This window comes from Woeseia sp. D3-10 (assembly GCF_055809415.1).
In genome coordinates this window covers 2,305,816-2,318,280 of record NZ_JBVVTW010000007.1, presented here as the reverse complement: position 1 = coordinate 2,318,280, position 12,465 = coordinate 2,305,816, and the positions used below count along the sequence as shown (strand labels likewise).

Annotated in this window: 7 protein-coding genes; 3 read left to right on the top strand and 4 right to left on the bottom strand. The window is 57.9% G+C overall.

The window, feature by feature from the left end; genetic code table 11:
- Position 1: 1 nt before the first annotated feature.
- The 4 genes from nagA to AC0L8N_RS10730 form a co-directional block, all read right to left on the bottom strand.
- Positions 2–1,153 (bottom strand): N-acetylglucosamine-6-phosphate deacetylase, encoded by a 1,152-nt coding sequence (gene nagA / locus AC0L8N_RS10745; protein ID WP_473667649.1) that lies wholly within the window; start codon positions 1,151–1,153, stop codon positions 2–4.
- Between the two features lie 25 nt (positions 1,154–1,178).
- On the bottom strand, positions 1,179–2,669 hold the full coding sequence (locus AC0L8N_RS10740) for a sodium:solute symporter (protein WP_473667648.1): 1,491 nt from the start codon (positions 2,667–2,669) through the stop codon (positions 1,179–1,181).
- Positions 2,666–5,107, bottom strand: coding sequence for a purple acid phosphatase family protein (locus tag AC0L8N_RS10735; protein WP_473667647.1), 2,442 nt, complete (start codon positions 5,105–5,107; stop codon positions 2,666–2,668). Before AC0L8N_RS10735 ends, AC0L8N_RS10740 begins: the two co-directional genes overlap by 4 nt.
- A gap of 90 nt (positions 5,108–5,197) precedes the next feature.
- A complete protein-coding gene (locus AC0L8N_RS10730; RefSeq protein ID WP_473667646.1) occupies positions 5,198–8,170 on the bottom strand; it encodes a carboxypeptidase regulatory-like domain-containing protein in 2,973 nt (990 codons plus the stop codon).
- Between the two features lie 236 nt (positions 8,171–8,406).
- On the opposite strand from AC0L8N_RS10730, the gene AC0L8N_RS10725 reads away from it, so the two are divergent.
- The 3 genes from AC0L8N_RS10725 (at position 8,407) to AC0L8N_RS10715 (ending at position 12,329) form a co-directional block, all read left to right on the top strand.
- Positions 8,407–9,366 carry an N-acetylmuramoyl-L-alanine amidase gene (locus AC0L8N_RS10725; protein WP_473667645.1) on the top strand — a complete coding sequence of 320 codons (960 nt, stop codon included), beginning with the start codon at positions 8,407–8,409 and terminating at the stop codon, positions 9,364–9,366.
- 57 nt (positions 9,367–9,423) lie between these two features.
- Positions 9,424–10,698, top strand: a complete 1,275-nt coding sequence (locus AC0L8N_RS10720; RefSeq protein ID WP_473667644.1) for an NlpC/P60 family protein — start codon at positions 9,424–9,426, stop codon at positions 10,696–10,698.
- A gap of 281 nt (positions 10,699–10,979) precedes the next feature.
- Positions 10,980–12,329 (top strand): sodium-dependent transporter, encoded by a 1,350-nt coding sequence (locus AC0L8N_RS10715; RefSeq protein WP_473667643.1) that lies wholly within the window; start codon positions 10,980–10,982, stop codon positions 12,327–12,329.
- Positions 12,330–12,465 lie beyond the last annotated feature (136 nt).

The following is a 12,465-nucleotide window of genomic DNA, read 5'->3' as shown; positions in this document are numbered from 1 at the left end:
ATCAGTGGTTGTGCACTTGCACGTCGCCGTCGATCCAGCTGCGGCACACGTTCATGTCGGTATCGAGCTCGATGAGATTCGCACGGTACCCCGGCTTGAGATAGCCGAGCTGGTCATCGACGCCCAATGCGGCGGCCGGGTACGCCGATGCCATCCGCAAGGCTTCGAAGCGGTCGAGCCCGGCGAATACGCAAGCATTTTTTACCGCCGTGATCATGCCGATGTCCGCACCGGCCAGCGTGCCGTCTGCCGTCAGACATCGACCACCTTCTGCGCGAACGGCAACACCGAACAGGTCGAACGTTTTCTTTTCCGAACCGACGCTGGGCATTGCGTCGGTAACCAGTAACGCTTTGCCCTTTCTCTTCGCGGCGACAGCGATACTGAATACAGCGGGATGCACGTGGTAACCGTCCGCGATAATGCCGAAGTAACTGTCGCGGTCTTCCAACGCTGCACCGACCATGCCCGGAGCGCGACTTTGCATCGGTGACATTGCATTGAAGAGGTGTGTGAAACCGCGCATGCCAGCATCGAGCGCCGCACGGGTTTCGTCGTAGGTGGCTGCACTGTGACCGCCGAAGACAGTAACTCCGCTGTCCCTGAGCCGGCTGATAAGCTCTGACGCCACTGTTTCCGGGGCCAGCGTGAGCAATGTGGGCCCGGCACGAAATACCTTGATACGCTCTATCGCAGTGTCATCGATAGTGCGCATTCGGTTTGCATCGTGAACCCCCTTGTAGCGGGGATTGAGGTACGGACCTTCAAGATGGATACCCGTGATTCCCGGCACCTTGGCAGCCATGGCATCAGCGACAGCACTGAGCGCCGCATCCACAACGACATCGCTGTCGGTGATGAGTGTCGGCAGAAAAGCCGTCGTGCCGTATTGCCGGTGTGCTGTCGCAATAGTTCGTAACGAATCGACCGTTGGCGCGTCGTTAAACAGAACGCCGCCACCGCCGTTGACTTGCAGATCAATCAACCCCGGTGCAAGCAACCGGCCACCAATATCGTCTACGGCGTAGTCAGCGGAGACAGCGTCGCTGGCAGCGACAACATCGACGACCTGCCCGTCAGCGAGCAGTAAATCCTTATCGCTGTACGCGTGCTCGCCATCAAAAAGTTGGCAGTTGGTGAGTCGTTGTTTCATGCTTTGCTGGTTACCTTGCTACAACTTAATCGCGGCTTCCGCTGGTTTCGTGCGCCTGCATCGATCGGGTATCCAGCGCGCAGGCCAGTCGGCCGGCTGCCAGCGTGACGAGCGAACCGATCAGCGCGTACCACGCCCAGAAGACATCGCTGCCGAATGCCACTGTCGATAGTACGACGACGCCCGTGACAAATCCTGTCAGGGCGTGCGCCTGCTGCACGCGTGATGTAAATACCGCCAGGAAGTACATGCCCAGCACCGGGCCGATGGCAAAGCCGGCAACCTTCAGGACGTTGGCGACGATGCTCTCACTCGATTCCAGCATTCCGAACAGTATCGCCAGACCGATCTGCACCACGCCGAACACGATGGTCGCGGTACGGTTCGCGCGCATCTCGGCGCCAGATTCGCGGTGCGATGGTCGTTTGTACAGGTCGTTCATGAATACGGCGGCAGAGGCGTTGAGTGAACTCGACAAGGTGGACATCGCCGCGGCAAACACCGCTGCCAGCGTCAGTCCGAGCAAGCCGACCGGCATGTAGTTGACAATGAAGTAGGCGAACAGCTGATCGCTCTTCAATATCTGCTCACCACTGGTTTCGCCCGTGGTATTGAACAGTGCAGCGAGCCCGATTCCGATGAGCAGGAAGACGGCAAACTGCAGCAAGACGATGAAGCCGCTGAGGCCCAATGCAATCGCTGCACCACGCTGACTCCTGGCTGACAGGTAGCGCTGCACCATCAGCTGATCCGTGCCGTGCGTCGCCGCAGTAAGGAATGCACCGCCGGCCAGCCCCGCCCAGAACGTCATGGTCGGGTGCACCAGGCTCAGGTTGAAGTCCAGAAAACGGAACTTGCCCTCTGCCTCGGCGAGCGCAATGATCTCGCCCATCCCGCCAGGCACGGCATCAGTGATGATGACCGCTGCGATTGATGCCCCCAGCATATAGATGATGAACTGGATGCAATCGTTCCAGATCACGGACTTTGCCCCACCGATAAACGTGTACAGAATCGTAACGCTGCCAATCGCGATCACGCTCATCGTCAGGTCGAGTCCGAGCACAATCTGCAGCGCGAGCGCAGTCAGGAACAAGCGCAGCGAATCGCCGGCATTACGGGTCACGAGAAACAGCGTCGATACCATGCGCCGACTGAGCCGGCCGAAGCGTGTTTCCAGCACTTCATAGGCGGTGAACGGCTTGCCCTGAAAGTACATCGGCAGCAGGACAAAGACGACGAACAGACGACCGACGATATAACCAATTGTGATCTGCAGGAAGGTCAGATTGCCGCCTGCCGCTGCCGTGATGCCGGGAATGCTGAGGAAAGTAACAGTGCTGGTTTCGGTCGCGACAATCGACAACAGCAGGGCAGCGCTCGGCATGGAACGATTGCCGAGGAAATAGTCGGCAGACGATTGCTTGCCCCGGCCTATCCACAAGCCGATTGCCAGTACCAGCAGCATGTAGCTGACAATGACAACGGAGTCGGTGATGCCTATGCCAATATTCATTGTCCGCCCGTCTCCCGTTCACTGTGGGCCGCGTTTCCAATGTCAGTAACGCTGCGCCGGCCATGCAATACCGTCACATCGTCATAGCTCCGTGGTGCAAATGCCTGCACCGTGCCGTCCGGCGCGAACAATGGGAACAGGTAAACGGGTTCCAGCGTTGCCTGCCATTCGTCAGCAGTGTCTTGCTCCACCGTAACCCGCAGATGGCCGTAGTGGATACCACCATCAACCAGCACACCACTTGCGTCGTACTGTTCCGGCGCATCGACCGCCGCAGAAAAGACCCGATACGGGTTGCGCGCCTCACGTGCCGCACCGCGCAAGCCGTCGCCACCTATACCGACGACGAAAAAATGCACCGCGTGTTCTTCGCTGCGCCCGTCCGGCAGTTCCTCGGTGCCGGGCACAACGGAATGCTCGTAGAGCTCATCGTGACCACTGAACACGGCATCGACGCCGTAACGTGCGAACAGCGGCGTCAGAGCACGCAGCGGTGTGCCCGGCAGGTAGTCCATGCCTTCACCCATGCCCGGCGGTAGCGCATGTACTCCGGAAGAATACGGTGCGGCATGGAACATGACGAACGTGAACTCACTGCTTTGTTGCGCCTCACGCAAGCGCTCTTCCAGCCACGCGTATTGCGGCGAGCCGGGATTCCAGGCCGGGGCGACACCGCCCTGACTCTGGTCGCGCAAGTACCAGTTCGTGTCGGTATCACTGCGGTGCGGGACACCGTCGTTGCTATCGACAACGATCAGGCTGACGGGGCCGCGCTGTATTGCGTAATAGGAACCCCGGTGCGCTTCGTTTTCGGCGGCGTTGTCAGGGAAGGTGAAATAACGTTTGTACTTTTCGACGGCCCGGCGGCTGGCATCCGCCCCGTAATCGCCGAAAGCACCAGGTCCGCCAAAGTACTCGTGATTGCCGAGCGCCGGATAAATGGGTGTGGTGGCAGCGATAGCCGCGTTGAGTCGCCAAAACTCATCCCAGTCGCGCTGCTCTCCGCCGGATTGCACAAGGTCGCCCGCGATGGCGATGAAATCCGGTTTCGCATCGGCCATCGCCCGCAGATTTTCGCGATAGCCGGTGTCCTGATCAACAGGGTACGGCCGTTCGCCGGGCGCGTCGTTCCAGCCGCCCCACGCCGACGGCTTGCCGAGCGACTCAGGCTCCGTCTCGCTGTCCGCATAAACGACGAAACGCACAGGTTCATCAGCCGGGCCGGGCGTACGGAATTCGCCGCTGGCCTGCTGACCGTTTTGCACGACGGTATAACGATAGATTGTGCCCGGCTGCAGGTTGCGCAGCTCTGCAACGTGCTTGAAGGGCGCGGTTGGCAAGCGGCCGTTTTCGATCAGGGCCAGCTCTCTTGGGTTATAGCCGAGTTCGCAGGCAGCCATCGCTGACGTGTTCGTGACTGTCGCAGCGTCGTCGTTCGCCTGGCCAGCGAACAGGGTCAACTCGCCAGCGGTTGCGGTATCACTGAACCAGATCACGCTCATCGAGGTAGGCGTCGGGTCCTGCAGGTAGGGCTGCACCCTGAAACCGGTGTACCGCGCGCGCGCGGACTCGTCGGGGATAGCGGCATATTCGCCTACCCGCCGCATCCAGCCAGCAAGCCAGCGCGCCTCGTTTCGCGCCGGCGGTGCCAGTTCAACCCGTTGCCGCAGTCGTCCGGCGGCGGCCGTGCTGAACTGTTCGACAAGACTACGACTGGGATCACCGTCGTTGCGCCCGACGATGATGTCACTCAATACCTGCACCAAACCCCAGCCCTCACCCGCGTAGCGCTCCCGGGGGTTGGTGCCGAGACCTTTGAAGTTCACGTAGTCAATAACCGCGAAACGACCCTCGGAAGTCTGCATTAATTCTTGCAACAGAGAGGTGAGCGCCCGGTCTTCATCGTCCGGCAGCTCTATCTCACTCCAGCGCCGACTGAAGTTATCAACGATGTACTGCGCTTGCTGGATTGCAGTTACGCCCAGCCATTGCCGAAGCTGCAGCATGTCGTCGGAATCCTGCGCCGCTTCGAAGGTTTCCCGGTCTGGCCAGGGAGCGGAAAACGGTTCGAGCTCCGCCAGCCAGCCCGGCATCGGCGCGCAGGCGTTCTCGTGTTTGGCGAGGTACCTTGCCAGGGCAGGGAACGATTCGTCGAACGGTGCGTCGACGGCGGCAGGAAACCAGATGAAATGACCAATACCGAGTGACGGGAAATCCTCTCCAGCACCCCAGTGCGTCAGGTAGCGCGCCTGACCGCGGGTTTCGTTCTGGTAAATGCGGCTTGCGATCCAGCGCATCTCAGCAGCGTCCAGTTCTGGCAGGAGCAAGGAAACACTGGACGCCGGCGTCGATGGCTTGCAGGCCCCGAGAATCAGGATTGCTGCCAGCGACACGGCCGGTCTTATAAATTTAAGAATGGTCGGCTTCTTCCGGAACATGGGCTTTAAACGTATCAAGCCCCTGCCTTAACGGAAAGACAGGGGCCTGAGTACGATAACTGTCACGGCGCAGCCGTGCAGCCATTTAGCTTAGAACTGGTACTTGACCGCCAGCTGGATTCTTCGCGGATTGAAGAAATCCTGCGCTTCGCCGTAACCAGCACTGTTCACTCTGGGCTCGATGTTGTATCCCGTCTGCCGATCGAACACGTTGAAGATGTCCGCTCGCAACTGGATATTCTGATCACCAAAGACCTGGAAGTTATGCGTGTAGTTCAGGTCCAACTGCCAGTGTGCCGAAGTCGTACGGGAACCGGCAGGCTCTGCATAGCGAATCGTATCGCTGGTGCTGGAAGTGAGCGCACGGTAGACATTGCTGTCCCACGATTCCCACGGCTGACCGGACTGGTACACAAGGTAGGCACCGGCTGAACCGTTCCAGTCGAACAGGTAGTAGCCGTACATCTTCAGCATGTGGCGACGGTCGCCCTTCAGGTTACCGTCTTTCATATCCCACAACTGGCGACCCGCATCGTCGCCGATGTTGGACGAGCCGATGAAGATGTTCTGGTCATTGTCCGTGGTGGTGTTGTCCTGGTCGAAGTTACCGTAGTAGTGACTCCACACGTAGGAACCGCGCAGGAACAGGTTATCGAGATTCCATTCAGCTTCAACACTTGCCTCGTAGTACTTCGTATAACCACCATCAAGCTCAGCGATCACGTACGACGAACCGCCGATTTCAGCGCGGATATCATCCAGGTTGGGTACGTATGGCTCCCGGGGAATACCGGCCGGCGGATTGTAATCAACGCGCGCGGTGTTGTTGGTGTCTTCCCAGAAGTGGCCGCCCTTACGGTAACGAACGTGCGCACGTACAACGAGATCGCTGTTTACGTCTTTCGTCCAGCCAACCAGGTACTCGTCGATGGCACGTGGCGTCAGGTCATCGTCGAAAACCTTACCTGACGATGAGCTCACCGGATCAACTTCGATAAAATCGCCGTTTTGATCGAAGTTCGCTTCGATGCTGCTGCGCAGGTTGCGGTCCCACGATGCGGCACGAGCCAGTGACGACGCGGACGGGTTGTACTTCGCGTAGTTCACGTACATGGAACTGGTGTCGGAGTAATCCCAATTCACACCGAGCCGTGGCTGGATCATGTCTTTCCAGTCCACTTCGTACATCTTGTACACGGAGCCCGGTGACGGCGTCAGCCCGGTCAGCGGATTGGACGAGTCAGCAGCAAGGCCCTGACCGTACAAAACGTCGTTACTGAACAGCACGCCGACGTTGTAGGTCCAGTCGCCCACTTCGATCGTGTCGTTGATCTCGAAGCTCTGCAGGTCAACGGTCGAGATAATCGGCGGAATGGCTGAGCCGCTGCCAGTCTGCAGGCTCATTTGCTGGAAGGTCGCCTGGAAATAGACAGGTGTTACACCATCGGTCGCCATAACCCGGCCACCTGGGATAGTAATTGCTCCCCAACCGTTTGACGTACGTGAAAGTTCTTCTTCAATCGTCTGGTACTGGTAACCGAAGTGCAGGTCGTGCGTAACGTTACCGGTATAGAACAGCCGGTCGTAGCTGATTTCAAAGCTTTCACGCGAGAAATTCTGGTCATCCAGCGTGCTCGCACCACCAACATTGCCACCACCGGTGGCTACACCGCCTTCTTGGTAACCGTACTGATCAATATATGGCTGAATGAACGCGTTGTAGGCCGTTTCGCCAGCGATTGGCCTTGGCACGGTGAAATAGCCGAGCTGATCCAGCGCATTGATGTTCAGCGAATCGCCCTCGGAGATCTGGAAACCGAACAAGTTGTCGGGACGTGACGAGGTGTCGTTCTGGAACTTCGTGTACTTGAAGCTGATGGCGTCGTCATCAGTGACGATCCAGGAACCTTCAAGAATGGCGATATCAAGTGTCGACTTGTCACCTTGCGAAGTCGAAGCCGCATCGAAAGCCTCGATGCTGCGATTTTCGATTTCGTGGTCCGAAGTACGGAAGCTGCCGTTCAACAGGATATTGTCCGTTGGTGAAAAGGTCAGCTTGCCGAAAAACTCGTCACGTGAATCATCAAAATCACCGACAGCGCCATACGCATTCGCGGTGTTGTCACGAGTCGAGGTAGGTGCGTAGTAAGACGTGTAGAAGTACAGCCGGTCACGCAGGATCGGGCCACCGAAGCTGGCTGTCAGCCATTCTTTGTCTTCGTCGAATGCGAGCGGGTTATCGCCCGTTTCCCGATCGCCGGTCAGGCTTGCGGATTGCACCTTGTAGCTGACTTCACCGGTGAATTCGTCCGTACCGGACTTACTCACGGTGTTCATCAGGAAGCCGCCAGAGCGATTGAAGCCAATGGCTTTGGCGCCACCGCGGACGACAGATACCTGCGCGATATCATGCGAAGAAGGATCAGCAGACAAAGTACCGAACAGCGGCAAAGAAACGTCAACGCCGTCAAACTGGTAACCGTTGTCCTGACCGCTGCCGCCAGCGCTGGGGCCGCGGACCGCATCTTCACTGTACTGAACGCCCGGAATGAGCTTCATCAAATCGCGGTATTCCTGACCAACAGGCAGAGCGTCGATGGTCGCCGCATTTACTGAATTCTTAAGCGAGGCCTGGCCCGTGTCGGCAAGCGCCTGCGTACCCAGCACCATGATTTCTTCCATCTGCGCCTGCGCAACGCCCATGGTGACATCAACTTCTGAGTTCTGCTGCAGGATTACCGCAGCATTGCGTACCAGAGTAGAGCCATCGGGGAAGGTAAAGCGCACTTCGTAATTGCCCGGCGGCAACAACGGCATCCGGTAACGACCGCTGTCAGCAGAGTTGGTTGTGCGCGCTTGCGGCAATACATTACTGCTCGCGGTGATCGACACCCCGGCAACACCTGCGCCGCTGCTGTCGGTGACCTTACCGCTGATATCACCCGTTTGCTGGGCAAATGCCGGGCCCGCGAAAAACGCGAGGCCAAGTGCGAGTACTGCCCACACCCGATTAAATTTGTTGCGAATATTCGGTTTCTTGACCGACCATGGTTGCTGACGCATAACGTCTCTTCTCCTATGTCCAGGCTGGACTTTCATAGCACTGAAATCTATTTCAGCGCGTAAAATATCGATCGGCGCTGAAAAGTAAAGAATTATTTATTCCATACTATACGCGCACAGGAAGTCGACCCAAATTTTGTGCCGTGCACGCAACAATTTTGGGCTATTTGGAATAACATATTCGTTCACAGCAGACCCCTCAGGGGGCTAAGACAGCCATAAACGGTACCTTTCACATGCCTTTTCGCTATTCCCGAATTCTGACCGACCGATTTCTCTTCGCGTTGCTCGGCGTCGTGTATTTACTACAAGGTTGCGCAAGCGGCACCCAGATTCGCGCAGAATCCGAGAATTACAACAGCCGTATTTCCATCATTGTGCTGCATCACACGACGGCTAATTTTGGTGACTCGCTGCACATTCTGACCCAGCCTTCAGGGCGGCCGGTCAGCTCGCACTACCTCATTCCGGAGCCTGACGACGCCAGCTACACCGACAAAGAACTCAAAATATTCCAGCTTGTTCCGGAAACCGGCCGGGCCTGGCATGCCGGGCGCAGTTACTGGGGTGGGCGCACAGCGCTCAACGACCAGTCGCTGGGTATAGAAATCGTGAACCAGACCTACTGCCATTCCAGTCCCGCCATTGCGACGACAGCCGAATCGGAACCAGCGCGTCTCTGTTTCTACCCGGACTTTGCTGAGTCGCAGATGGACCTGGTCATTGAGTTACTCGACGACTTGCTCAAACGCTATCCCGATATCTCGCCGACTAATATTGTCGGCCATTCGGATATCGCACCGGGCCGCAAGATCGATCCCGGTCCGAGGTTCCCGTGGCAGCGCCTTTACCGTCTCGGCTTTGGCGCCTGGTTTGATGACGAGACAGTTGTCCGCTACTGGGAGCAGTTCCGCCAGCGACCCATGCCGCTGGAAAACATCCAGCGCGCTCTGAACGCGTACGGATACGGCATCGAGGTTAGCGGTGAACTGGATGAGCAGACCCGGGATGTGATCAGTGCGTTTCAAATGCATTTTCGCCCCTATCAGGTGTCAGGCGAACCAACCCTCGAGACCACCGCGATACTTTATGCACTGATAGAAAAGTACTTTCCCGGGCAGCTGGACCAATTGCTGCGCATAGACGTGGCGCCAGAGGCAATGCCGGCGGGCATAGATACCTCTGACCGCTCGTGAGTCGCTCCCGGCTTGCCGTGCGCAGCATGACGATTTATCGACCACGCAGGCAGTGCCGTGCCTGATGTTCTGACGCCCGAATTCTGGATAGAGAACACCGCGAACGTTGACGAACCACTGTTAAGCGCTCAGCAAATCAGCGAGATGAACGAGCGCTCTTTCGCCACAGCCAGTTCGCTTGCCGACCTGCGGGCGTTTCCGGCGGTGCTGTCAGCATCTGAATTGCTGTCGATGATAAGGCGCGTCAGTCGTGTGCCGCACGATACCCACTACTACAGAAGTGACGTCGCACTACAGAGTGCCGACTACGCTCGGTACGAGGCGCGTTTAAACGTTCCGGGTATCGAGGATACCAACCCTGTTCGCTTCGGCCTCATTGTTCGCCGCACCAGCATGCGCCGCTACCCCACCGACGACATTGTCAGCAGGACGACGGCACCGCAGGACTTCGATCGCTTCCAGGAAAATGGCCTGTTCCCTACAGACCGGGTCGCGGTAGTACACCGCAGCAAAGACGGCGATTGGCTGCTTGCGCAAAGCTACAACTACCTCGGCTGGGTACACGCGAATGCCGTCGCAATTGGCGACAGAGAACAGGTGCTCGAACCGCCAGAGAACACCGACTTTCTGCTGGTTACCAGCGCCAAGATTTACACCGCACACAATTCCGAGTTTCCGCAAACTTCCGGGGTACAGCTGGACATGAGTATCCGCTTACCTCGCTGCGACACCGCGTCCGCTGTTTCGCCGGGTGCGCGCAGTGACAACCACGTGGTCGAGCTCCCGGTACGGGACGAGAACGGTGCATTGAAATTTGCGCCGGCTCTGATCCCGAAAGACGCTGACGTACATTCCGGTTTTCTGAGCTATACGCGACGCCACATCATCCGCCAGGCGTTCCGCTTCCTCGGTGAAGCCTATGGTTGGGGGCATTCCCGGAACAGCCGCGATTGTTCCGGTTTCGTTGCCGAAATTTACCGAACGTTCGGCATCTATTTGCCGCGCAACTCGGATGATCAGGGGGCAAGCCCGATCGGCGAGAACCTCCGCTTCACCGACCACAGCACAAACAGCGAAAAACGTGTTGCTTTGCAATCTCTGCAGGCCGGCGACCTTATTTATACGCCGGGCCACGTAATGCTGTACCTCGGTGCGGTACGCGGCGAGCCGTACGTTATTCACGATGCGAGTGCGCTGAATTACATGACCAGTACCGGCAGTTTCGTTCGCAATGCGCCGGGCGGCGTTTCGGTTTCGCCGTTCCTGCAATTGCACAGCGATGAATCCCTCAGCCATCTGCAAGCGATGACCGGCATCAAGCGCATCCGCTGACAGGTGTCCAGCAGGCGCACTGCAAACAAGCGGAATGACACTCAGGTGACGAACGAGAACGACACAGGCGGAAACTGTCGCATTCCGGGACGCGGTATTGCCTGATCTCGCGGTTCAAACACAATCATGAGGAAAGCGGCAGCCCGCTGCCGTAACCGCTGGGCTCAAATAGCCGGGTCGTCCACGCCACAGCGGTCCCAGCTCAGTCCGAACACGTGCAAAGCCGACTTGGGATAGAATCCACGGACCCCATCAGCCGGGACAAACGAAAGGAGCAGGCATTGGCCACAGCACGCGGTGAGTTCAGTTCACGACTAGGTTTCATACTCGCGGCAGCGGGTTCCGCGATTGGTCTCGGCAACATTTGGGGTTTCCCGACCCAGGCCGCCGGTAATGGTGGCGCTGCGTTTCTGCTGGTGTATCTGGTACTGGCCTTTTGCCTGGCGTTCCCGGCCCTGATGGCCGAGCTGATCATCGGACGCCATGCCAAGTCGAATGCCGTTGCCGCACTGAGCGGAATCGCCAACGGCGATTTAACACGTCGTCTCGGCGCAACCACTGGCTACATTGGCATCGTAACGGCGAGCCTGATTCTTAGTTTTTACGGCATCGTTGGCGGCTGGATGTTCGCCTACGCGCTGGCAGCTATTACCGACATACTCGGCATGCCGGAAACATCTGCCTGGCTGACCAACTTCTCAGTGGAGCGCAATTTGCTGTTTGTCAGCCTGTTCATGGTACTCACAGTGGCGATCATCTGCGGTGGCGTCCGTGAAGGCATCGAAAAATGGTGCACACGCCTGATGCCGGCATTGATAGCCATACTTGTTTTGCTGATCGTTTACGTACTGACGCTGGACGGGGCGAGCGACGGCGTTCGGGCGTACCTGGTACCGGACTTCAGCCGCATCACTGATCCGGCACTGATCCTCAGCGCGATGGGCCAGGCGTTTTTCTCAATGTCACTGGGCGTCGGCACCATGCTCATTTACGGCTCCTACGTCAGCGACCGTGAGAACATCGTCTCTCTCGGTCGTTCGGTTACCCTGTTCGATATTGGCATTGCCGTGACGGCGGGCATGCTGATCGTCCCAGCCATGTATGTGGCGCAACACAACGGCGTCGAAATCTACGATGCCGGCGGCAAGTTGATCGCGGAAGATACCCTGATCTTTGCGGTGCTGCCGGAATTGTTCAACACGATGGGCGCTGCCGGGCTGGTTGTCGCGCTGGCGTTTTTCCTGCTGATGGCGGTTGCCGCGCTTACCTCGTCGATCTCCATGCTCGAGGTGCCCGTCGCCTATGCGGTTGAGAGTCGCGGCATGAACCGCAAGCGCGCGACACTTATGATTGGCGGCGCCATCCTGCTGGTCAGCGTCGTGCTCATATTCAACTTCGGCTCGCTGTTCGGGTTGGTCGTTTCGTTGACGACCCGCTACAGCCAGCCAGTGCTCGGTCTGCTGATGTGCGTGTTCGCCGGCTGGATCTGGCAGCGCAGCACTGTGATAGCAGAAATAAGGAAAGGCACAGACGGCGCGGACAACAGCTTGTTCTGGAAAATATGGCCCGGCTACGTACGCTTTGTGTGCCCGGCGGCGATTCTGGCCATTTTCGTACAGCAGCTTCGCTAGTCATTCAACGACAGTCTGCTTACGTCGGCTGGGTCGAGGTGCAGTTGATAGCGTAGACCTCGCTTTGCAACAACGAGACCGCTCGTCACAAAGTGGACCCTTAGTAGCGCATGATCTTGGATTAACCTGCTGTTCG

Coding starts and splice junctions, on each gene's coding strand:
- nagA (WP_473667649.1), bottom strand. CDS start 1,153: ATGAAACAACGACTCACCAACTGCCAACTTTTTGATGGCGAGCACGCG.
- AC0L8N_RS10730 (WP_473667646.1), bottom strand. CDS start 8,170: ATGCGTCAGCAACCATGGTCGGTCAAGAAACCGAATATTCGCAACAAA.
- AC0L8N_RS10740 (WP_473667648.1), bottom strand. CDS start 2,669: ATGAATATTGGCATAGGCATCACCGACTCCGTTGTCATTGTCAGCTAC.
- AC0L8N_RS10735 (WP_473667647.1), bottom strand. CDS start 5,107: ATGTTCCGGAAGAAGCCGACCATTCTTAAATTTATAAGACCGGCCGTG.
- AC0L8N_RS10725 (WP_473667645.1), top strand. CDS start 8,407: ATGCCTTTTCGCTATTCCCGAATTCTGACCGACCGATTTCTCTTCGCG.